At 68.3% G+C, this 21370-nt stretch carries 27 protein-coding genes and 2 tRNA genes; 15 read left to right on the top strand and 14 right to left on the bottom strand.

The genetic code is table 11. From position 1 onward, the window contains the following. Positions 1-49: 49 nt before the first annotated feature. Positions 50-778: a hypothetical protein gene (locus tag BLV25_RS08415; protein ID WP_021072947.1), complete on the top strand. Its 729-nt coding sequence runs from the start codon at positions 50-52 to the stop codon at positions 776-778. Between the two features lie 147 nt (positions 779-925). On the opposite strand, the gene BLV25_RS08410 is transcribed toward BLV25_RS08415, so the two are convergent. Genes BLV25_RS08410 through BLV25_RS08400 form a run of 3 tightly spaced genes read right to left on the bottom strand, consistent with a single transcriptional unit; the run spans position 926 to position 3424 of the window. Next, positions 926-1885, bottom strand: a complete 960-nt coding sequence (locus tag BLV25_RS08410) for an AEC family transporter (RefSeq protein WP_021072948.1) — start codon at positions 1883-1885, stop codon at positions 926-928. Further along, a complete protein-coding gene (locus BLV25_RS08405) occupies positions 1882-2724 on the bottom strand; it encodes an HD domain-containing protein (RefSeq protein WP_092732148.1) in 843 nt (280 codons plus the stop codon). Before BLV25_RS08405 ends, BLV25_RS08410 begins: the two co-directional genes overlap by 4 nt. A 4-nt stretch (positions 2725-2728) precedes the next feature. Next, on the bottom strand, positions 2729-3424 hold the full coding sequence (locus BLV25_RS08400) for a phosphoribosyltransferase (protein WP_092732500.1): 696 nt from the start codon (positions 3422-3424) through the stop codon (positions 2729-2731). Positions 3425-3559: 135 nt separating this feature from the next. On the opposite strand from BLV25_RS08400, the gene BLV25_RS08395 reads away from it, so the two are divergent. Further along, positions 3560-4078 carry a nucleoside deaminase gene (locus tag BLV25_RS08395; RefSeq protein WP_092732145.1) on the top strand — a complete coding sequence of 173 codons (519 nt, stop codon included), beginning with the start codon at positions 3560-3562 and terminating at the stop codon, positions 4076-4078. A 130-nt stretch (positions 4079-4208) separates the two neighbouring features. Here BLV25_RS08395 and eif1A read toward each other — a convergent pair whose 3' ends face one another. The 4 genes from eif1A to BLV25_RS08375 all read right to left on the bottom strand — a co-directional run bounded on the left by eif1A (position 4209) and on the right by BLV25_RS08375 (position 6165). Then, on the bottom strand, positions 4209-4493 hold the full coding sequence (eif1A, locus tag BLV25_RS08390; RefSeq protein WP_081758047.1) for a translation initiation factor eIF-1A: 285 nt from the start codon (positions 4491-4493) through the stop codon (positions 4209-4211). Between the two features lie 183 nt (positions 4494-4676). Then, positions 4677-4751 (bottom strand) — tRNA-Met (locus tag BLV25_RS08385). A 117-nt stretch (positions 4752-4868) separates the two neighbouring features. Further along, positions 4869-5327: a GtrA family protein gene (locus BLV25_RS08380; protein WP_092732142.1), complete on the bottom strand. Its 459-nt coding sequence runs from the start codon at positions 5325-5327 to the stop codon at positions 4869-4871. Positions 5328-5355: 28 nt separating this feature from the next. Then, the gene (locus tag BLV25_RS08375; protein ID WP_039400411.1) at positions 5356-6165 is read right to left on the bottom strand and encodes a glycosyltransferase; all 810 of its coding nucleotides are present in this window, start codon (positions 6163-6165) and stop codon (positions 5356-5358) included. Positions 6166-6294: 129 nt separating this feature from the next. On the opposite strand from BLV25_RS08375, the gene BLV25_RS08370 reads away from it, so the two are divergent. Together BLV25_RS08370 and nth are read left to right on the top strand one after the other, a co-directional pair. Further along, entirely contained in the window at positions 6295-8814 is a 2520-nt protein-coding gene (locus BLV25_RS08370) for a DUF2298 domain-containing protein (protein WP_092732139.1), read from the top strand. A 90-nt stretch (positions 8815-8904) separates the two neighbouring features. Then, the gene (gene nth, locus BLV25_RS08365) at positions 8905-9591 is read left to right on the top strand and encodes an endonuclease III (protein ID WP_092732136.1); all 687 of its coding nucleotides are present in this window, start codon (positions 8905-8907) and stop codon (positions 9589-9591) included. Between the two features lie 66 nt (positions 9592-9657). Here nth and BLV25_RS08360 read toward each other — a convergent pair whose 3' ends face one another. Further along, positions 9658-10137 (bottom strand): DUF7321 family protein, encoded by a 480-nt coding sequence (locus BLV25_RS08360; protein ID WP_021072958.1) that lies wholly within the window; start codon positions 10135-10137, stop codon positions 9658-9660. 230 nt (positions 10138-10367) lie between these two features. Here BLV25_RS08360 and BLV25_RS08355 point away from each other — a divergent pair, with 230 nt between their 5' ends. The 7 genes from BLV25_RS08355 to BLV25_RS08325 all read left to right on the top strand — a co-directional run bounded on the left by BLV25_RS08355 (position 10368) and on the right by BLV25_RS08325 (position 14923). Continuing rightward, the gene (locus BLV25_RS08355; protein WP_092732133.1) at positions 10368-11252 is read left to right on the top strand and encodes a DUF7319 domain-containing protein; all 885 of its coding nucleotides are present in this window, start codon (positions 10368-10370) and stop codon (positions 11250-11252) included. A 78-nt stretch (positions 11253-11330) separates the two neighbouring features. Further along, on the top strand, positions 11331-11960 hold the full coding sequence (locus tag BLV25_RS08350) for a halocyanin domain-containing protein (RefSeq protein ID WP_039400408.1): 630 nt from the start codon (positions 11331-11333) through the stop codon (positions 11958-11960). After that, positions 11960-12352 carry a DUF7318 family protein gene (locus tag BLV25_RS08345; RefSeq protein ID WP_021072961.1) on the top strand — a complete coding sequence of 131 codons (393 nt, stop codon included), beginning with the start codon at positions 11960-11962 and terminating at the stop codon, positions 12350-12352. The genes BLV25_RS08350 and BLV25_RS08345 overlap by 1 nt, the downstream gene beginning before the upstream one ends. 7 nt (positions 12353-12359) lie before the next feature. Next, entirely contained in the window at positions 12360-13169 is an 810-nt protein-coding gene (locus BLV25_RS08340; RefSeq protein ID WP_021072962.1) for a cytochrome b, read from the top strand. Between the two features lie 10 nt (positions 13170-13179). Further along, positions 13180-14001, top strand: a complete 822-nt coding sequence (locus BLV25_RS08335) for a cytochrome b family protein (protein ID WP_021072963.1) — start codon at positions 13180-13182, stop codon at positions 13999-14001. Positions 14002-14178: 177 nt separating this feature from the next. Beyond that, a complete protein-coding gene (locus BLV25_RS08330; protein WP_256335684.1) occupies positions 14179-14649 on the top strand; it encodes a DUF7315 family membrane protein in 471 nt (156 codons plus the stop codon). A 4-nt stretch (positions 14650-14653) separates the two neighbouring features. Further along, positions 14654-14923 carry a DUF7314 family protein gene (locus BLV25_RS08325; RefSeq protein WP_021072965.1) on the top strand — a complete coding sequence of 90 codons (270 nt, stop codon included), beginning with the start codon at positions 14654-14656 and terminating at the stop codon, positions 14921-14923. 146 nt (positions 14924-15069) lie between these two features. Here BLV25_RS08325 and BLV25_RS17365 read toward each other — a convergent pair whose 3' ends face one another. From BLV25_RS17365 to BLV25_RS08315, 3 genes are all read right to left on the bottom strand, one after another. Further along, positions 15070-15240 carry a hypothetical protein gene (locus tag BLV25_RS17365; protein WP_021072966.1) on the bottom strand — a complete coding sequence of 57 codons (171 nt, stop codon included), beginning with the start codon at positions 15238-15240 and terminating at the stop codon, positions 15070-15072. A 202-nt stretch (positions 15241-15442) separates the two neighbouring features. Continuing rightward, positions 15443-15883 (bottom strand): DUF7313 family protein, encoded by a 441-nt coding sequence (locus tag BLV25_RS08320; RefSeq protein ID WP_021072967.1) that lies wholly within the window; start codon positions 15881-15883, stop codon positions 15443-15445. 164 nt (positions 15884-16047) lie between these two features. Continuing rightward, positions 16048-16752: an NAD(+)/NADH kinase gene (locus BLV25_RS08315; RefSeq protein WP_092732130.1), complete on the bottom strand. Its 705-nt coding sequence runs from the start codon at positions 16750-16752 to the stop codon at positions 16048-16050. A 155-nt stretch (positions 16753-16907) separates the two neighbouring features. Here BLV25_RS08315 and BLV25_RS08310 point away from each other — a divergent pair, with 155 nt between their 5' ends. Next, a complete protein-coding gene (locus BLV25_RS08310; protein WP_092732127.1) occupies positions 16908-17354 on the top strand; it encodes a MaoC family dehydratase in 447 nt (148 codons plus the stop codon). Positions 17355-17365: 11 nt separating this feature from the next. Here BLV25_RS08310 and BLV25_RS08305 read toward each other — a convergent pair whose 3' ends face one another. The 3 genes from BLV25_RS08305 to BLV25_RS08295 form a co-directional block, all read right to left on the bottom strand. Then, on the bottom strand, positions 17366-17953 hold the full coding sequence (locus BLV25_RS08305) for a DUF420 domain-containing protein (protein ID WP_092732124.1): 588 nt from the start codon (positions 17951-17953) through the stop codon (positions 17366-17368). A gap of 103 nt (positions 17954-18056) precedes the next feature. Next, positions 18057-19103: an NAD(P)-dependent glycerol-1-phosphate dehydrogenase gene (locus BLV25_RS08300; protein ID WP_039400391.1), complete on the bottom strand. Its 1047-nt coding sequence runs from the start codon at positions 19101-19103 to the stop codon at positions 18057-18059. 90 nt (positions 19104-19193) lie between these two features. Further along, the gene (locus BLV25_RS08295) at positions 19194-19892 is read right to left on the bottom strand and encodes a LysE family translocator (protein ID WP_092732121.1); all 699 of its coding nucleotides are present in this window, start codon (positions 19890-19892) and stop codon (positions 19194-19196) included. Positions 19893-19953: 61 nt separating this feature from the next. Here BLV25_RS08295 and BLV25_RS17855 point away from each other — a divergent pair, with 61 nt between their 5' ends. From BLV25_RS17855 to BLV25_RS08285, 3 genes are all read left to right on the top strand, one after another. After that, the gene (locus BLV25_RS17855) at positions 19954-20079 is read left to right on the top strand and encodes a hypothetical protein (protein WP_256335683.1); all 126 of its coding nucleotides are present in this window, start codon (positions 19954-19956) and stop codon (positions 20077-20079) included. Between the two features lie 46 nt (positions 20080-20125). After that, positions 20126-21115, top strand: coding sequence for a class I SAM-dependent methyltransferase (locus BLV25_RS08290; protein ID WP_092732119.1), 990 nt, complete (start codon positions 20126-20128; stop codon positions 21113-21115). 167 nt (positions 21116-21282) lie between these two features. Beyond that, a tRNA-Thr gene (locus BLV25_RS08285) sits at positions 21283-21355 on the top strand. Positions 21356-21370 lie beyond the last annotated feature (15 nt).

Raw genomic sequence — 21370 nt, 5'->3', positions numbered from 1 at the left:
GGGACGGAAATCGAAGCGATTAATCCCCTATGCCGGAATAGTATCTTCGATGGAGAGGCTGTTGTTTCTGGGTGTCTTCGCCTGTTTAGCGGGCATCGCAGTCATCTTCCATACCGCTGTCCGGCAGAGGAACGCTCCCGCAGTAGTCAACACGGGTGTGTCGTTTCTGCTGGTGTTCGTTCCCGTTCTCGTCGACGTCCTTACCCACTGGTTTTACGGAATCCGAGTCGGGCTTTCCCCGGAACTTCCACTGTGGATTGCCGTCACCGGTCTGTTTCACTCCTACGGTATGCTCGGTCCATACGACGAGATCTCTTGGTGGGACCACCTCACTCATACGCTGTCGGCGGCACTCGTGGCAGCGTTGCTATATGCTGGCGTAATAGTCGCCCTCGAGTATGCACCAGTTGCGGCCGGAACCGGTCTGATCTGGGTCACTGTCGTGTTGGTTACGCTTCTGTCCGGAGTGTTCTGGGAGGTGATCGAACTTCTCGCGCGGGATTTCGGAAGGAGGTGTAACCTCCCGCCCGTACTCGAGCACTATGGCCGTCGGGATACGGTCTTGGACCTGTTCTTCGACGTTGTCGGGGCGGTTCTCGTCCTCGCTGCCGACCTGCGGCTGTTCGTCCCGATGGCGGAGGTATCCCCCAAGACGACGGTAGCGGCGCTGGTCGTCGTCCTCGGTGGATTGGTGGTCGGATCACTCGTTACGTCGTTAATCGTCGTCGTTGCGCAAGCTGAGTCTAAACCGCGGACGGACTCCGGTAGATCTGACTGATCCGGCGTCCGATTCGAGACTCGGTCTTCCGTAGTTCCTCAGTCTTTTCCTCAGTCATGATCGGAACGATCAGTATGCAAGCTGTACTGAGCGATTGCGGATGGAATACCATCACCTGCTGAGGGGTTCAACGAATGCGGACGACGCCTAGATCAGGATCCCGGACCGAAGCACGGCGATCAGCAGCGTGAGAACGGGGATCGACAGCAGCGTGGTCACGAGGACGCTGGTCGAGACGAGCGCCGGCGCGGTGAGGCCGCCGGCCCCGTCGTCGCCGGCGAACTCGACGACGAGAATGAGCGGGGTGATCGCGGCCGGCATCGCGGTCTCGAGGACGAACACCCGGGCGACCGTCGGGTCCTCGAACCCGAGCAGGAACGCGAGGCCGAGCCCGACGACCGGCGCGAGGAGGAACCGCAGCGCGGTCGGGGTCGCGGTGCTCGAGAGGGCCGCGCCGTACTCGGTTCGGGCCAGCTGGATCCCCAGAATGAGCAGCATCACGGGGATGGCGGCGTCGCCGACCAGCTCGAGCGCCTCCATCGAGGGGGCGTCAGCCGGGGGAACGACTCCGGCGGCGCGAGCGGCCAACGCGACGATCACCGCGTAGACGAGCGGGATGTGGAACACGCGCCGAACGCCCGAGAGCCCCGACGACCCGCCGGACCGGGATGCGACGTAGACGCCGACGGTGTACATCAGGACGGACTGAACCGACAGGAACAGCACCGCCGTCTGGCGGCCGACGTCGCCGAAGGCGAAATCGGAGACGGGGATCCCGAGGTTGCCGCTGTTCGTGAACGCCGCCACGAGCAACAGCACGCTCAACAGCGGCTCCTCTCGGCCGGCCGCCCGCCCGACGCCCTCGGCGACGACGAGCATCACCACGATGAAGGCGACGACGCCGAGGGCGATCCGGGCCAGCGTGCCGGCCGCGAGCTCCGTGAACGCGAGGCTGTGGAGGACCAGCGCCGGCGCGAGCACGTAGACGACCGCCGTGTTGAGCGGCCCCGGGTCGACGTCCTTGTACCGTCCGAGGAGCGCGCCGACCGCGGCGATCGCGACGATGGGCAGGACCGCGGAGGTGAAGATCCCGAGCAGGGCGGTCATCTGGACGGCTCCCCGTCGCGGGCGGCGACGTATCGCTCCCGGATCAGGTCGACGTACGCCCGGCCGGTTTCGGTGGTCACGCTCTCCACAGCGGTCGCGAAGAACTCGTCGAGCGCGTCGTACTCCGCGAACGCTTCCGGGTCGTCCGTCGCGGGGTCCGCCGCCGAATCGCCCGTCACCGAATCGTCCGCCGCAGGATCGGCCGTCCCCGGATCGGTCGGGTCGTACCGGTCCGCGCGCTCGTAGACGAGCGCCTGGAGACACATGTCGATCACGTCGAGGTCCTTGACGACTCGCGCCTCGGGACGGTCACGGCGTTCGTAGGCCTCCCAGTCCGCACGCAGTCGCTCGGCGGCGCCGAGGGGCGCGGTCAGATCGGCGACCGCCTCGCGTTCGGCGGCCTCCTGTTCGTCCGCGTCGGGCAACGACGCCGCGGCCGCAGCGTCGGCGCGGGTCGGGACGTCGCCCGTCTCGGCCTCGCCGAGGTCGTGAACCACCGCCATCCGGAGGGCGGCATCGAGGTCCAGCTCGGGGAACTCGTCGGCGAACGTCTCCCCGATCGCGACGACCAGATAGGCGACGCCCCACGAGTGGGCGGCGACCGACTCGGGACCCCGAACGCCCCGGAGTTCCCAGCCCGTCCGCGTCTCGTCCTTCAGCGCGAACGCGTCACACAGCGTCTCGATCGCCGCCCCGCGGGCCGCCGTGGGCCGGTGGTCGTCGTCGACGTCAGCAGCGGTATCCGCGGGAGCGTCGGCATCGGCGCCGGCCGCATCCTCGTGGGGAGCATCGGCATCGGCGTCGGCCGCATCCCCGTCGGACTCCGCGTCGTCCGTCATCGGATCACTGGACCAGCCGCCACTCCGCGTCGCCGGCCAGCTCGATCACGTCGCGGCGCTCCATCTCGGTGAGGACCTCCTCGAGGCGGTCGGGCTGGGCGATCTCCATCTCGATGCGGTCGATCCCGTGGTAGTCGGCGAGCCGCGCGCGAACGTCGTCCTCGGCGAAGGTCGTCTCCGGGGCACGCTCCATCGCGCCGGCGATCAGGTCGATCATGTCCTCGATGAAGTTCCACGGATAGACGACCCACGTCCACTCCGCGAGGCGTTCGCCGACGAAGTCGGGGTCGAACTCGGAGGTGCCCAGCAGCTGGAGGGTCGCGGTCCGCACCGTCCCGGCGTCCCTGTCGGTGACGTACTCCTCGGCGCGCCGGATCGACCCGCCGGTGTCGGCGATGTCGTCGATGATCAGGACGTCCTTGTCCGCGACGCTGCCCTCCGGCATCGGGTAGCGGACCTGCGGCTCGTCTGCCTTCTCGCCGGTGCCGACGTAGTGTTCCATCTTCAGGCTGGTGAGGTCGTCGAGCCCGAGGAAATCGCAGGTGCAGCGGCCGGCGAACCAGCCGCCGCGCGCGAGCGCGACGACGACGTCCGGTTCGAAGGACGCGCGCTTGACCTGGTTCGAGACCGTCCGGCAGAGCCCGTAGATGTACTCCCAGTTGGTGATCGTGCAGTCGAAATCGTCCGGGAGGTCGCTCATCGTGTCCGAAACTGGCGGGCCGGCCCTCATAAGCGTATCCGACGAGCCGCGGCGGTCGAGACGGTCCCCGACCCGGTCGCGGACCGTCGGTTCCGGCCCCGATCGCTTTTCGGCCGGGGGCGCGAACGACGGTCGATGACCGACGCGAACGGCCACGCGGACGGGCCCGAATCGACGGCCAGGTTCGACGCGTTCGACCACGAGGCACACCTCGAGCGGGCGATCGAGTTGGCTCGGACCGCCGCCGACCGCGGCGACGAACCGTTCGGCTCGGTGCTCGTCCGCGAGGACCGGATCGTCGCCGAGGCGTCGAACCGGGTTCACACCGCGGACGACGTCCGGCGCCACCCCGAACTCGATCTCGCTGCGCGCGCGAAACGCGAGGACGCGCCGGCCGAGCGCGCGCGGACGGTGATGTACACGAGCACGGAACCCTGCCCGATGTGCTCGGGAGGAATCCGGTCCGCAGGGCTCGGCCGCGTCGTCTACGCCGTCGGAAGCGACGAGATCGCCGAGTTCCAGGGGAAGCCGACGCCGCCGGTTCGATCACGGGACGTGCTTGTGGGCGTCACCGAGGTCGTCGGGCCGATCTCGAACGCGGCGGGGCGTGCCGTCCACGAGGAATACGGATGGGGCGACCGGAGCGACGGCTGATCGGACCCGCGGCTACTCGAAGCGACGGCTAACTGCATCGACTCGGCGAGAGAAGACGGCTCGAAAACACGGGACCGCCGGAACGCGTGAACGCGGGACCGTCGGAACGTGCGACCGTCGGACCGTCGGACTACTCGATGTGGCCTTCGCGGCGGAGCTGGTCGGCCGCCGAGTCGTCGTAGCGCCACTCGACGTTCGCCTTCTCGTCCTGGAAGCTCCACGGCTCCGCGAGGACGACGTCGTTCCGGTTGATCCAGTTTCGGTACTTCATTCGACCCGGAATCCGCCCCATCCGCTCGACGCCGTCCGCACATCGCAGCTGCACGCGGCTGTGGCCAAGCATCTCGGTCACAACGGCGAATACCTGATCGTCGTTGGGCATTCGGAGGTCCCGACGCCCGCTTTGATCGCTCACACCACCGATAGGGCCTAGCCACGTATAAGGAGTCGGATCGGGTGACACGTGCACAAAGAGACACGTACTCAAGGGGGGCTGAGGGCGGACGATGGAGGGCGGACGATGGAGGGCGGACGATGGAGACGGACGACGGCGTCGTGGAGCACGAACGGCAGTTCGGTGAAAAACGACCGAGGAACATAGCGGGAAGTGGATTTGAACCACCGATCTCCGGGTTATGAGCCCGGCGGAATCTCCTGGCTATCCCATCCCGCTACTGAAACGAACACGAGTCCGACGGTTAAGGGTTGTGATTCGGCTGCCGTATGCGAGTTAACCGCGTGCGGATCCTCCGGTTGCTTATAAATGGAGCAGGCGTCGAAAACGGCCGTCTCACCGGTCGGCAGCCACGCGCCAGGTGAACAGACTCTCGGTAACGTAGTTGACGACGAAGGAGACGCCGATGGCGATGGGCATCGTCACGACCGCCCAGACGTCGGTGCCGGCGACGATGACCTCGACGTCGAGGTCGGTCAACGTCCACACGACGAAAAACTGCACGGCGAGCCCGCCGGACCGGACGACGTTCGACCGGAGGAGCCGGCGGAGCTTCGCGCGGACGCCGGGCGCACCCTGGCCGTCGAAGGTCCAGGCGTCGTTTATCAGAAACATCACGATGATCGCACACTCGGTGCCGACGACCTTCGCCCACTGCGGCTCCAACAGGGCCGTGAGGGTGAGTGCCGAGCTGATCGGGAGATCGACCATCGCGCCGAGCGCGCCGACCGAGAGGAACCTGCCGAACCGAGCCCCCGTTGCCAGCTCGTCGAGGGCATCACCGAGCGTGCTCATCCGAGGTCCTCCGTCGGTTCGTGAGTGCTCACGTCGGATCACCCCGCGACCCGTCCGGGTGGGCGGTCCCGTGCAGCCGTTCGCGGAGCGACGGCCCCGGATCGATCGGGAGCAGCCGGTGGAATCGGCTGCCGGAGACGACCGCGGACCGGTGGTGCGCGACGGCGAGCCCCCGGAACATTCGGGCGGTGTCGCGGACCGGATCGACCGTGGATCCGGGCTGGTCCTCCCAGCGGATCGGGACCTCGCGTATCCGGGCGCCGTACGCGCCCGCGAGCGCGACGAGCTCGATGTCCCAGGCGAAGCCCGGCTCGTAGACGTCGTCACGAAGCCGGCGCCACGTCTCGGTCGTGATCGCCTTCGCGCCGCACTGGTAGTCGTACAGCGAGGGGCCGAGGACGCGGCGGGCGAGCCACGCGAACCCGTCGCCGAGCGCCCGCCGGAGGACGGTCTGGTGGGACTGGACGACCGACTCCGGATGCCGTCTGGATCCGACGGCGAGGTCGGCCGTTCCGTCGCGAACCGGGTCGACGACGGCGGCGGCCGCCGCGGCGTCGGTCGCGCCGTCGGCGTCGAAGAAGGCGAGGACGTCGGTCTCGAGCACCTCGAACCCGGCGGTCACGGCGGCGCCCTTCCCGCGGCGGCGATCGACCGCGTTGACGTGGGCGGGGAGATCGGGCGCATCCCGAAGCGCTTCACGAACCGCCGGCTCGGGATCGTCGAGCTCGATCCGGATCGTCTCCGGGGCGAGCCCGTCGTCGAGCGACCGGACGTACGCGATGAGCCGGTCGACGTCGGGGCGAAAGGCGGGGACGACGATCCCGAGCGTCGCGGACATACCGTCCGATACCCGGCCACGGATAAAAAACGGCGTGACTCGACCCGCAATCGACCGGGTCCGCCAACGGGCGTCTCCCGTCCCGTCGAGACCCGAAGGGATTACACCGTGGCCGCGTCTTCCGGGGATATGGAGGTCCTCCTGGTCGGACGGTGGCTCCTCGCGATCGCAGTCCTCTCCGCGCTCGCGGTTCCGATCGCGGCACGCCTGTTCCGGTGGACGCCCGGACGCGGCGTGGGGCTCGCTCCGATCCTCTCGGTCGCCGTCCTCACGACGACGGGCTACTGGATCGGACGTCTCAGCTTCGGCATCGAGGCTCTCGCCGTCGGAGTCGTCGCGCTGGGCGTCGGCGCGCTGTGGGCGTCCGTCGACCTCGACGCGGCCCGACGGGGTTCGCTCTCGGTCGCGGACGACGCGGTCCCGGCCGACCGGCGGGCCATCCGCAACGCCCTTCTCGTCTTTCTCGGCGCGTTCACGCTCGTCCTGCTGATCCGTGCTGCCGATCCCGCGATCACTCCGGTCGGCGGCGAGAAGTTCCTCGATTACAGCCTGCTCCGAAGCCTGCTCAGGGCGGAGTCGTTGCCCCCGCTCGACCCCTGGTTCGCCGGCGAGACGGTGAACTACTACTACGGCGGCCACCTCGCGGCCGCGCTGGTGACGATCCTGTCGGGGGTCCCGCCCGCGTACGCGTACAACCTCGCGCTGGCGACCGTCTACGCCTGTCTGATCGCGGCGGTCTTCGAGCTCGCTCGCGGAATCGCCGCCGATCGCATCGCCGACCGGATCGCCGACCGGCCTGGGGAACCGGCCGACTCGGAGAACGACTCCCGGCACGACCACGTCGGCGCCCCGTCCCTCGCCACCGGCGCCGGCGTCGCCGCGGCCGCGGCCGTCGGTCTGGCGAGCAACCTCGCGACGGTGCAGTCGCTCCTCGCACGTCTCGGTCCGGGGTCGGGCGCCGAGTCGGAGCCGTTTCACTACTGGGACGCGAGCCGCGTCATCGAGGGGACGATAAACGAGTTCCCGTTCTTCGCGTTCCTCAACGGCGACCTCCACGCGCATATGATGGGCGCGCCGTTCCTCGTGCTCGGGACGGCGATCGCCTACGCCTACTGGCGAACTCCCGAATCCGAGCTTCGCCGCCGCCGGCTGCTCGTCTTCGGCGCGATACCCGTCCTCGGCGGAACGGTCGCGGTCGTCCACACCTGGGACCTGGCGACCCTGTTCGGCGTGGTCTGGCTCGCCGCGACGTTCGCTCCGGCACGCCCGCTCACGCTGCTCTCGGCCGGCAGCGTGCGCTCGTTCGGTGACGATTCCGACGCCGGCGGCGATTCCGGCGCCGACGGCGGATCCGACCGTCCCCTCCTCCGGGAGGAGATCGAGCGAACCGGCGGCGCGCTCGTCGTGACGGCCCTGGCGGCGGGACTCGGGGGGGTGCTCGCCGCGCCGTTCCTGCTCGGGGCGAGCAGCGGCCAGGAGCCGGCCCTCGTTCCGCCGGGGCAGCGCTCCGGGCTCGGCGGGCTGCTCACGGTGCACGGCGCGTTCCTCGCGGCGTTCCTCGCGTTCCTGACCGGCCGGCTCGTCGGGATAAAACCGCGTCCGGCCGGAACCAACGCGCGTCTCGACGGAATCAAACCGCGTTTGGCCGGCATCGGCCCGCTCCTCGTCGGCCTCGCCGCAGTAGTCGGAAGCGGCCTTCTCGTCGGCGTTCCCGCGATCGCGGTCGTCGCTCCGCCGCTTGTCCTGGGCTGGGTCGCGCTCCGAACCGATCAGGATGCGGGCTTCGAAACGGCGCTGGTCATCGGCGGCGCCGGACTGGTTGGACTCGTCGAGATCGTCCACCTGGCCGAGCAGGCGGGGCCGGGACGGCTCAACACGGTTTTTAAAACGTACTTTCAGGTCTGGACGCTGTGGGGGATCGCCGCCGGCGTGATCATTTCCGAACTGTGGGCGCACGGAGTCGCCGGCATCGGTCACGTCCGGACGACGAGCGGTCGAGAGAAGGGGAGCGGCGGGCCGGACGGTCGCGAGACGAACACCCGGACGTCAGCGGCGATGGTTCTGCCCGACGGCCGAACCGTTGCGCGCGTCCTCGTCGCCCTGCTCGTCGTCTCGACGCTGCCGTACGCGGCGCTCGCGCTCGACGGTCACTTCGACCGGCACGACGTCGGGACGCTCGACGCGACCGCCTTCGTCGCCGCCGACCATCCCGAGGAGGCGCCGGCGATCGCGTGGCTCGACGACCACGCGACCCGCGAGGACGTGCTGTTGGAGGCGCCCGGAACAACCCGGTCGCCGGAGGGGCTCGCGCGGGCGGCCGAGCCGGGAATGTACACCTGGCGAGCGAACCCCGCCTCCTCGCTGACCGGGGTCCCGACGGTCGCCGGCTGGGACCACGAGGTCGGCTATCGCGGCGTCGAAGCGTACGAACGCCGCGTCGCGGCGGTCGACCGGGCGTACGCCGGGCCGACGGTCGAGCGCGTCCGGACGCTCGACGCCTACGAGGTGACCTACGTGTGGGTCGGACCGACGGAGCGCGAGCGATACGGCGAGGACGTCGCGTTCGACCACCTCGAGGGGGTGTCGGTCGCGTACGAGACCGACCGCGTGACGATCTATCGGGTCGACCAGGACGCCCTTCCGGGGTGAGCGGTCGGCTCCGAGCGACGGATCGATGCCCTCACGTCGGCACCGATCGACTCCGAACCGTTCAACCCGCCGCGGCGGATCGGGATCGGTATGGGAACCAGACGGGAGACGCGCGCGGCGCAGGCCGAGGCCGTGATCGACCGGCTCGAGGAGGAGTATCCGGACTCGACGATCTCGCTGCGGTACTCGAACCGGCTCGAGCTGTTGATCGCGGTGGTGCTGTCGGCGCAGTGTACCGACGAGCGCGTCAACACGGTCTGTGCGGACCTCTTCGAGAAGTACGAGACCGTCGAGGACTACGCGACCGCCGACCAGGAGGAGCTGGCCGAGGACATCTCCTCGATCACCTACTACAACAACAAGGCGAAGTACATCCGGTCGGCCGCGCAGGACATCCTCGAGGAGCACGACGGCGAAGTCCCGGACACGATGGACGAGCTGACCGATCTCGCCGGCGTCGGGCGCAAGACGGCCAACGTCGTCCTCCAGCACGGCCACGACGTCGTCGAGGGGATCGTCGTCGACACCCACGTCCAGCGACTCTCCCGGCGGCTCGGGCTGACCGAGGAGACGTCCCCGGAGCGGATCGAGGAGGACCTGACCGGGATCGTTCCGCAAACGAAGTGGCAGGAGTTCACGCACCTGTTCATCGACCACGGACGGGCCACCTGCACCGCGCGGAATCCGGACTGTGCGGACTGCGTGCTCGAGGACCTGTGCCCGTCCTCGAAGCTGGATGCCGACGTCGACCTGGCGAGCGGCGAGTCCTGGGAGTGAGGGCGGCGAGTCCCGGGCGCAACGGTCGGTCGCCCCGGATCCGCTGGCTGGACCGGACGAGCGGGGCTATAGCAGGTGCAGGTTCGCCAGCCGGTAGAGACCGGTGAGCCAGGCGAGGATCCACAGGATCGTATATCCGAAGACGCCGACCCGAAGCCGGGTTCGCCAGTGGCTCATGTCCTCGTGCAGCTCGTCGATGTCGACGTCCTGGTCGGGGTCACGATAGAGGTCGGCGTTTCGCTTCGCGCGGAGGATGTGCACGATGCCGGTGAGCGCGAAGGTCAACAGCGCGTACGCCTGCACGCCGAAGAAGGCGTGTACGACCGCGGTTCCCGACAGCTGGTCGAACAACCGTGGGATCATCCACCCGACCATCGGGACCGTCGTCAACACGAGCCCGACGCCGACGAACTTCAGGTGGTAGACGAGGAGGTCCCACGTGACGATCTCGGCGTCGATCATCACCCACGCGCCGTACAGGAAACACGGGAGACTCGCCGTGACGGTGACCGCGACGGCGACCGCCACGAGTGACTCCTCGGCCATACCGGCGGTTCGACCCACGGCGCGTAAAGGCTCCCGATCCGCGGTCGGCGACCGCGGCCGGTGAGGAGTGCGACTGCGGTCTGTGAGGCTGACGACTGTGACCGGTGAGGTTGGCGACTGCGACCGGTGAGGCTGGCGACCGTTTTCGGCGACTGCGCCTCGCGGTCGCAGCCGCGTGATCGCAGCCGGGACGAAAACGGTAACATTCCCGGCGACCGTACCGATCCACGATGACGGAGCCTGCCGGTCCGGTCGACGAGGAAGCCGACGACTCGCCGGCGGACCCCGAGACGCAAACGGACGTCGAGACCCTCCGCGAGGAGGTCGAGCGAAAGTACGACTTCGACAACTTCGGGCCGGCCGATATGGCGAAGATGACCGTCGATGAGTGGGAGGCCGCCTTCGATCCGGAGACGTGGATAACGGGCACGGAGCTGCTCGACCGCGTCGAGCGGGAGCTGAAGAACCGGATCGCGAGCCGCGACGTCTTCGCGACCTTCGAGCGGGAGCGGCTGGATGGAACCGCCAGTCTCGTCGTCTACTCCGATGAGGGATACGCCGTCGTCTCCGAGTCCGGGGACGTGCGCGGACGGGGGACGGTACTGCGCGACGTCGAACCGATCGTCGCGCTCTGTTCGATGGAGGAGTACGACGTCCCCGAACCGCCCGAGAACTGGGCGCTTCCCGACCCCGAGGACGTCACCGAGGGAACGAACGAGATCGGGAATCTGATGATGCAGGTCGTCGCGGGCATCCAACTGATCGCCGGCGCCGCCCTGTTCGGCGCGTGGATCTTCGCCGGCGTCGAGACGCTGGTCGCGCCCGCGATGGGCGTCCTCTTCCTGCTCGGCGGGCTCTTCTTCTTCTCGACGGTCGCCAACGCCCGGCTCTCGGACCGCTTCCGGTCGGCGGAATACCGGGACCGGCTCCGCGCGCTCCACACGGCACGCGATCGGTCCGACATTCCCCCGGCCGCGGACGAGGCGCCCGCTGAGGGCGAGACGTCCGCTGAGGGCGAGGCGTCTTCCGGGGGGAACGGGGCGCCATCGACCGGCGCCGATGCGGACGCGATCGACACGAACGACGGGCGGACGGATCCCGGCGAGAACGCCTGATACCTCCGTGATCGCCGAGTCCAGCCGATCGAAGATAGTCGGTGGGTTTAAGCGCGCCCCGATCCGATTCGGATCCGTATGAAACGGCGGGAGTTTATGCGTACGGCCGGCGGGTCAGCGGCCGCGGTCGCCGCCACGAGCGCGGCGACCGGCACGGCCGCGGCCCAGGAGGTGCGACCCGTGTGGCCCTCGGCGGTGGAGGGGAACGTGAACAGCTACACGGACGCCCGCGGGCAGGACGAGGTAACGATCGCGGTCGGTGCGGGCGACGGCCTCGCGTTCGACCCGACGAAAGTGTGGGTCGACCCCGGCACGACGATCGTCTGGGAGTGGACGGGCAACGGCGGCGACCACAACGTCCACGCGGTCGAGGGCCCCGCCTCCTTCGAAAGCCAGATCACCGGCGAAGAAGGCTTTACCTTCGAGTACGAAACCTCCGAGGAGGACGCCGGCATCACCCACTACCAGTGTGACCCCCACGCACAGGTCGGCATGCACGGCGGCATCGCCGTCGGCGAGGACATCGAAACCGAGGAGGTCGGCGGTGCCAACACCGGCTGGCCGGAGAACGTCCACGACATCGGCGTGCCGCTGCACGCCCACTGGGTCGGGCTGATCGTCGGCGTCGCGATCACGTTGACGTGTATCTTCACGTTCTACGTGCTCAAATACGGCGAATCCGCACACACGGGACACGGTGACCGATAATGAGTTCGGGTGAATCCTCCTACGGCGACATTCATCGGTACGAACCGGCGCGCGAGAGCACGGCGGCCGCGATCGCGATCGTCCTGTTGACGATCATCGAGGTCGTGTTCGTGTTCCTGTTCGTCTACGGGCTGATGTTCGGCTGGGCGACGACCGAGAACGGAAACATGTTCCTCGGCGGTCTGCTCGCGCTGGTGTTCATCGACCTCGCGTTCATCCTCGCGCTGTATCGAAAGGAGTTCCTCCCGGACGTGATGGTCGTCAAGAAGCGGCGGCGCAAGTGGGAGGACCTGTACGTCCGCGAGGAGGACGTCGAGGGCGAATCCCTCGCGGACCCCGAAGACGCCTGGGAGACGGTGAAACGAGCCGTCTACCCGTACTACAAGCGGTGACAAACCAATGAGCCTCGAAAAGAAAGACGAATTCGACCACGACGCCTGGCTCAAACGGAAGGACCTGACGGCCGTCGAGACGGCCTTCCTGACCACGCTGATCTGGATGGACAAGCGGCTTCGCATCGTCGACTATCTGGAGCTGCTGGAGACGCTGTACTACCGGATCAACCTCCAGATGCCCAAGAGCCACACCGAACAGTACGACCTCGACAACAAGTTCTGGTACTGGTATCCCCTGTACTCGCTGGGGTCGCTGTCGATCATCGCGTACCTCGTCGCCGCGGTCTCCGGCGCGCTGCTGGGCTTTTATTACTCCCCCTCGACCGCCGGCGCCGCCGCGGCCGGCGATCCGACCGCCGCCTGGCTGTCGATCGAGATGATCATCAAGGACATCCAGTTCGGATTCATGTTGCGGTCGATCCACCGCTGGGCCGCACAGTTCATGGTGGCGGCCGTCTTCCTCCATATGCTGCGCGTCTACTTCACGGGCGCGTACAAGGAGCCCCGCGAGGGCAACTGGATCCTGGGGGTCATCCTCATCCTGTTGACGCTGCTGTTCGGGTACTCCGGCTACGTGCTCCCCTGGAAGCAGCTGTCCTTCTGGGCCGCACAGATCGGCGTCGAGATGGCGCTCGCGACCCCGATCGTGGGTGAGTGGGCGGCACAGCTTTTGTTCGGCGGGTTCACCCTCGGACAGGCGACGCTCGTACGGATGTACATCATGCACGTGTTCCTGCTTCCCTTCGTGGTGACGGCGCTCATCGCGTTACACGTCGGCATCGTGTGGGTACAGGGCATCGCGGAGCCACACTAGTCCCGGACCAATGACCGACCAGCACACATCCACCGACCCGACCGGCACCGACGAACAGGAACCGCTGACGGACGGCGGGACCGACGGCGAGGCGCGAACCGACGGCGGCCCGCCGGCGACGATCCCGCCGGACGACGAGACCCCGACCTGGAGCGAGCGGAAGGAGCGAAGCCAGGGCCTCTCACGGCTGACCTACGAGTACTTCGAGCGGGCACGCCGTGAGGACCAGGATCTCCGCCAGGAGTCGACGTACGTCGAGCGCGACGTGCTCGGCTTCCCCGCCTGGCCCCACGAGACGATCCGCAACCTGGCGATCACGAGCTTCTTCGTCGGGATCATCATCCTCGTCTCGGCGACGATCCCGATGTACTTCGAGAACCCGGCGAACGCAAGCTCGACGCCGTCGATCATCCTGCCGGACTGGTATCTCTACTGGTCGTTCGGCCTGCTGAAGCTCAACCCCATCAATCCGGGACTGGCCGTCCTCGACGGAAATCTCGTGTTCTCCCACGAGTTCTTCGGCATCCTCGGCCACGGGCTCATCATCGGCGTCATCGCCCTGGTGCCGTTCCTCAACAAGGGGAACGCGCGCCGGCCGGTCGAGCAGCCGTTCTGGTCGGCGGTCGGCGTGATGGGCGCGCTCCTCTCGGTCACGCTCGCCGCGCTGGCGATCCAGAACTTCTTCCCGTTCGAGCTGGAGCTGCTGTTCACGCTCGTGTTCATCCTGCCGTTCCTCGGCGGGGTGGTCACCTACGCCGTGTTGAAGACGATGCGGGAAGGGTACATGTACGACCTGAACAAGCGGTACTACCGGCTTCGGCCGCCGCAGTGACCGGCACTGCGGGGGGACCGTCGTAACGGACCAACGCTGCCGCTGCCGCCAACGGCGCCGACGCACCGATCTTCGACCGCCACTCATCCATCGCTACCCATCCACGGCCAACCATCCACCGCAACCGCCCACCGCCGCCGCGGGCGACGATGGACCACGTTGACACGACCGTCACCGATGTCCCAGACGAGATCCGACCACGACGACCGGCGCCGATCGGACGGCGGACGCACCGAGACCGACCGGGACGTCGACGCGACCGGCGATCCCGTGCCGAAAGCCGAGCGTGAGGCGGACGCCGAGCCCGAACCGACCGGGCCGACCGAGGGGCCGGGCGGACGGGAGATCGTCGTGCCGCTGCGGCTGTACAAGACGGTGACCGTCTTCTCGACGCTCATCGCGATCATTGCATTCGTCGGCGGGTTCATCCTGATCGACGCCGCGACGCTGCAGGTGAGCCTGCTCCGGACGGTGATCGGCGGAGCGCTCGCGAGCGTCGGCCTCACGCCGAGCGCGGACGTGCTCACTGCCGCGTTGGCGGCCGCCGGGCTCGTCTCGATCGTGTTCGGGTCGGCCGTCTACGTCTTCGGGACCCGGTTTCGAGCACGGGGAATGGGAAAGTCTCAAGAGGACTCCGGCGAAGAATGAACCAATGGCCGACGAGTTCATCAAAGGACTGACCCTGTCGATGGTCGGTGCCCTCGGGTGGTTCATCTTCGCCGGCTGGTACCGGACCCCCGAGTACTACGCCATCGAACAGCTGACCGCGGCGGCGATCGAGCCGAACAACGTGTACCAGGCGATCGGCATCTTCGCCGGCGACGTGTCCCTGTGGCTGATGCTCCTCGGCGCGTTGGTCTACTGGGTCGTGATCCCCGCCCTGCGCGAGACGCGCCGCAGCGTAACCGAGTCGCCGAACTGAGCGGGACCGATCAGTCACCGGATCCGACGATCGGAACACGGATCGGCGGTTCCGTTGCGATCCGGAGTCGGTGAGCTGTAGTTAAATCCCGAGGAAACGCACACCCTGAATATCTCCTCCGGGAATCCCTTAGGGCAGGGGGGATGTCACGTGGCCTCCTTCGTTTCGAGCCACTCGTTGAACGCCCAGAAACAATCCGAACACAGACGGCCCGTCAGCGTCTCGACCGAATCCGACGCATGCTCGACTCGGTAGTGCTGGTGGCGGGCCTGGGAGGAGTCAAGTTCAGTCCCACACTTATCACAGTTCTCAGCCATACCACGAGGTTGTTGCTGAGGAGGGGTATATTTGGGGTCTCCCCGATCCCGTAGCGGTGGGATAGGCGCCAAGCCTCGCCCTCAACGGAGCGACCGAAGGGGAGGAGTGGGTTCAACGGATCGGTACAGTCGTTCCGTTCGATCCTGATGCCGACCACACGGCCGAATGAGACGCGGCGAGACGGACGGAGCGGTCTCGACGTCAGGCGAACAGCCCGGACCAGAACGTCGCGTCGAGGGCGACGAGGGAGTAATAGATCGCGTAGATGACGACGATCGAGGAGGCCGCGATGGAACTCTTCGGCCGCTCGATCTCCAGCTCGTTTCGTGCCTCGACGTTCCTGGCCTCGAACTCGAAGACGTCCGCGAGGAGAACGGTCGCCGCGACCACCGAGATTATCGCCCCGCCGGTGGGCTGGACGAGGGTGAACAGGAAGCTCACCAGCACGAGCCCGACGGTCGTGAAGACGTGCGGGAAATAGCGGTCGACGCTGTCGCCGTCGGCCGCCTGTTCGACGTGTTTGGAATGAGCGCGGTGACGCGTGGCGACGTTTGCGAGCGCCATCACGAGGATGGCGAACGGGAGCGCCGGTCCCACGACGGCGAGCCAGTCCAGGGGAACGAGGAACTGCAGTGGGTCCATACCCATACCTGGGACGACGACTCATTAGAGTTTTTCCAATCGATGCTCGCCGACGGCCGACGGCACCCGACCGTGGAACCCGATCCGACCGCGACTGCGCGGACGAGTCCGGCCACGCTGCGCGCCCTCGGCCACGCTGGCGACCCCGGCCGCGACTGCACGGGTCAGTCCACGCGGGGAGCGGGGCTGACCACCGGCACGTGGTCGATGGTCCGGACGACGATCGGCGCGTGCGTCGGCACCGTCCCCCGGTCGTCGCCGTCGACGACGATCGAAACGGGTTCGTCGTCCCGTTCGACCGAAAGCGTCACCGGTCCGGGAAGGACCAGCGTGTCGGCGTGCGTCGTGAAGGAGGCGACCGGAACGACCGCGAGGCCGGCGTTCGGGCGGACGACCGGCCCGCCGGCCGCGCGCGCGTAGCCGGCGCTGCCGGCGGGCGTCGCGACGGTCACGGCGTCCGCGCGGAACGTCTGTAGCGTCGTCCCGTCGGTCGCGACGCCGTATTCGGATATCCGCGCCGGCTCGCTCGTGAGGAGGGTCACCTCGAGCAGCACCCGGCCGACCCGCTCGCCGTCGACCGTCACCCCGACGATCGGGTGGTCGACGAGCGTTCGATCCCCGGTGAGGACGGCCTCGATCGCCGCCGCCGCGTCGTCAACCGAGGTCGCGTAGTGAACGTCGCCGGTCGTCACGGCAAGCAGCGGCGTCTCCGGGGCCGCGAGGGCTGCACGACGGAATCCCGCCTCGTCAACCGCGACGACCAGGTCGGCGTTCGCCGGCTCGACGACCGAGCCGCCGAGCCGGCGAACGGTCCCGGGGATGCCACGGTCCGCGCCGACGACCGCCACCCGATGACCCGAGAGGTCCATATCACGGGTTGAAGCGGGGGACGGCAAAAACCCCCCGACACGCTCGACGGACGCGGCCGGAAAACGGTGAACCCACCGCGAGGCGGATGGAGGCCCTCGGCAGCGCCGACCGGGAAGCGATCCCTTTTGCCCGTCGGGAAGAACCGTGTGTCGGAATGTCGACGCTGTACTTCGAGGACCTGGAGACGGACGCGGAACGCGATCTCGGCTCGTACACGGTGTCGCGGGACGAGATGGTGGAGTTCGCGCGGCAGTACGACCCACAGCCCATCCACGTCGACGAGTCCGTCGCCGCGGAGACGATCTACGACGGGCTCATCGCCAGCGGCTGGTACACGGCGAGCGTCTGTATGCGGCTGCTCGTCGACGGCTTCCTGAGCGAGACGGCGAGCATCGGCTCGTTCGGGCTCGAGGAGCTCCGCTGGCGCACGCCGGTCCGCGCCGGCGACACGATCCACGCGTATCACCGGATCGCCGAGAAGACGCCCTCGAGCTCGCGTGACGACCGCGGCTACATCGAGAACGAGGTCCGTGCGGAGAACGGCGACGGCGAGGAGGTCGTCTTCTGGCGGGCAACCAACATCTTCGCGCGGGAGTCGTGAGTCGGTCGCGGTCAGTACGTGTACGAGTAGACGTGGTTCAACAGGAGGTACGTGATCACGCCGAGCACCAGCGAGAGGAGCCAGGACCCGGCGGCGATCCGCCCGACGCGCGCGTGCGGCGTCTCGGTCCGGAGCTCGCGCTCGGTGTGTGTGAGTCCGAGGATGATCGCGTACAGGACGATGGGGACGGCGAGGATGGACAGGAGGATGTGGACCGCAAGCATCACGAAGTAGGCATAGGTGACGAGTTCCGGACCTTCGAAATGCTTCGTGCCGCCGCCGGCGACCCGCGGGACGTAGATCCCGAGGAACGTCACGATCAGGAAAAAGGAGGTCCCCATCGCGGCCCGGTGTTTCTCGACGTCGCCGGCCCGGATGAAATACCAGCCGAGCGCCAGCGTGACGATCGTGATCGAGTTCACCACGGCGATCGCGTGCGTGAGGAGGTCGATCGTCGACCGGGAGAGGTCCGGAAACAACGCCTGAAACGAGGGAACGAGGAAGACGCCGAGGACGACGCCGTACCCGACGACGGTGAGGATCCCGGTGAGGGCTGCCGGGTGACGTTTCGCCCACTGGCGGAGACCGTCGACTACCATAGTCGTTGGTTCGGGGAGACACGTAATCCGTCTTTGGTTCCGGCTACGAGCTTCGGCGGAGCCCGGTCACGGAGGCCGACCGCCGACCGGCCCGGCAGCGGCCTCAGATCACGTCGGTCGCCGTCGCAGTCTCGATCGCCGCTGCCTCGGTGACCCCGCCGGCGAGGATCGTGTAGCGGTCGCGGATCTCGTGGGCGGTGGTGAGCGCGCGGATCAGCTCCTCGTCGGTCACGCCCAGCTCCGCCGCGGTCGTCGGCGCGTCGATGCTCGCGAGCGCGTCGCGGATGGACCGCCACTCGCCCTCCTCGCCACTGTGGAGGTACTCGGTCAGGATCGAACCGACGCCGACCTGATGGCCGTGCAGCGCCTTGCCGGGCGCGATCCGGTCGAGCTGGTGGGAGATGAGGTGTTCGGCGCCGGAGGCCGGCCGCGAGGATCCGGCGATCGACATCGCGACGCCCGAGGAGACGAGCGCCTTCGCGACGAGCCACGAGGACTCCTCGAGGCCGGGCTTGATCGAGTCGGCGCTCGCGACGAGCAGCTCCGCCGTCATCTCCGAGAGCGCGCCCGCGTACTCGGAGTACTCCACGTTCCGCAGCCGCCGGGCGAGCCGCCAGTCCTTGACTGCGGTGTAGTTCGAGATGATGTCCGCACAGCCGGCGGTCGTCAGCTCCCAGGGGGCGTCCGCGAGCAGCTCGGTGTCCGCGACGACCGCAAGCGGCGGGTCGGCCGCCACCGAGTGGCGCGTATCGCCTTCCGGGATCGACGACCGACCGGAGACGATCCCGTCGTGGGAGGCGGCGGTCGGGACCGAGACGAACCCGACGCCGAGCCGATGGGCGGCCATCTTTGCGGTGTCGATCGGCTTGCCGCCGCCGAGCGCGACGAGATAGCCGGGGTCGACCGCCTCCGCGACGTCGACGACCTCCTCGACCGCCGCGAAGGAGGCGTCGTCCACGACCGCCGTCTCGGGGTCGGTCAGCTGCGCGCGGACGCGGTCGCCGGCCAGCTCGTTCGGGGTCGGACTCGTAACGACGAGCGGCCGCCCCGTGAGGTAGAGGTCCTCGAGGGCCGCGCCGAGATCCTCGAGGACGCCGTGGCCGAGCAACACGTTCCGCGGGAGCGTGATCCACGTCGACTTCTCGAACATACCGAACGTCTCACGGCCGGGTCCAAAGGCGTTGCCGCTTCGGGCCGCCTCGGACGCCGTCCACGGCGGACTGGGTGGCGGAACCGCGGCTCACGCGGTCGCGGCGTACACGAACGACCCGGCGTCGTACAGGAAGTAGACGCCGAAGCCGGCCAGCACGACGGCCGAGAGGGCGGCGATGACCGGCGCGAGCGTCTCGATCCGGCGCTCGGCGAGGACGATCGACGCGGGGAACCCGGCGATCCAGACGCCGATGCCGGCGAAGAAGCCGACGATGAGCGCCGGCGAGCCGGTGGCGACGACGAACGTGCCGGCCAGATCCGCGCCGACCAGCGGCAGCCACGAGAGGACGTCGAGCGTGCCCGGGCGAAGCAGGCCGACGCCGACGGTGAGCCAGAAGAGGACCTGATAGGGGTTCGTCAACGCGAGCACGAACGCCTTGCGAAAGCCCTTGCTCTCCTCGGCGACCACACGCGATCCGCCGCCCGGCCGGAAGGACGCCCGAACGCCGTTCGCGGCGCCGTAGGCGAAGTACAACATCAGGACGCCGCCGAGGCCGACCATCGCGGCCCGCAGCGCGGGCAGCGACTCGACCATCGAGACGACGCCGAGGTACGCGAGGACGAAGAAGACGGCGTCGGCGCTGGCCGCGCCCAGTCCCGCGGTGAGTCCCGCGAGCCAGCCGCGCCAGGCGGCCTCCTCGGCGATGATCGCGTTCATCGGCCCCGGCGGGGCCGCGAGCGCCAGCCCGAACACCACGCCAGCGAGGAGACTCACAACGCCGTTCACGCGAGAGAGAACGCCGGCTGCCGTGAAAAATACGACGATGGCGGTCAGCCGTCGGACGAAGGTGACCAGTTCGTCGTCGACGGGCGACGAGATCGGTCCCCCGGCTGACGGGACCGGTCCGCGGACTGACGAGATCGGCCCCCCGGCTGACGAGGGCGGTTTGCAGGCCGCGACCGTCGAGCCGTGACCCACGAACCGTCACGCCTTATTGGACCCGTCCCGTCGAGTCGACAATGACCGTTCCCTGCGTCGCCGTCGCCCGCGAGCGCGGCGAGGAGGTCCGTCGCCGGCTGGCCGAGGCGGACGCGTTCGCCGGCGAGTACGAGATCGACGTCGCGGACGGGACGATCTACCTGCCGGTGACCGACCGGGCCGACGTCCCGGAGTCGCTGCGGGAGTCGGTCGTGGACCGGGAACCGGGTCGGCGCGAGACGCCCACCACGCCCGCTGACTTGCTCGGGTACGAGCCGTCGATCGAGCGGCTCGGCGACGTCGTCATCGTCGACGAGGCGGACCCGGACCGCGCCGCCGAGATCGCCGAGGCGGTGATGGCCTCGGACATCCCCTGCGAGACGGTGGTGAACCGTGCCTCGCCGATCGAGGGCGAGCTGCGCGTCCGCCGGTGGGACGTCCTCGCCGGGAACGGGACCGAGACGGTCCACCGGGAGTACGGCCACGAGTTCCTGCTGGACATCGCCGAGGTCTACTTCTCCCCGCGGCTCGCGACCGAGCGCCGCCGCATCGTCGAGCAGGTCGAGCCGGACGAGCACGCGTTCGACATGTTCGCCGGCGTTGGCCCCTACGCGATTCCGATGGCCGACGCCGGCGCCGAGGTGGTCGCCTGCGACCTGAACGAGCGCGCCGTCGCGTACCTCCGCGAGAACGCGGCGCGAAACGGCGTCGCCGACCGGATCACGGCCGTCCACGGCGACGTCCGCGAGGTCGCGACCGACTGGACCGGGTGGGCCGACCGGATCGTGATGAACCTGCCGCACTCGGCCGACGAGTTCCTCGAGACCGCGGCGGCGCTGGCGGGCGATGACTGCGTGATCCACTACTACGACATCCAACACGAGGACGACCCCTTCGGGCCCGGACGGACCGCGATCGAGGAGGCCGCCGGGGACGACTACGACGTGACCGTCGAAACCGAGCGGGTCGTCCGGTCGTACGCCCCCCACGAGCTGAACGTCCGGCTCGACGCCAGGCTGACGCGTCGGTGAGTCGGAACGGTTCGGCCGCCGCGCGCGGGTCAGCGAAGTCCCGGAAGCGACGGGCGTGTGCCGGCGACAGCCTCGACAGCCGGGCGTGTGGGACGTGCTCTCCCGCGGCGTCGTGGTGCGGTTTCGGAAGCCTTATTTCCCTCATCCGGGTAGACGGGAGTACGCGCGCCGGAGTAGCTCAGCTGGCAGAGCGATTCCTTCGTAAGGAATAGGTCGAGGGTTCAAATCCCTCCTCCGGCTTTCGCTTCACTTCGT

Origin of the sequence: Halopenitus persicus, assembly GCF_900107205.1 — an archaeon.
Taxonomy (GTDB): Archaea; Halobacteriota; Halobacteria; order Halobacteriales; family Haloferacaceae; genus Halopenitus; species Halopenitus persicus.
The sequence above is the reverse complement of the archived record's forward strand: the minus strand, read 5'-3'. Positions and strand labels throughout refer to the sequence as shown.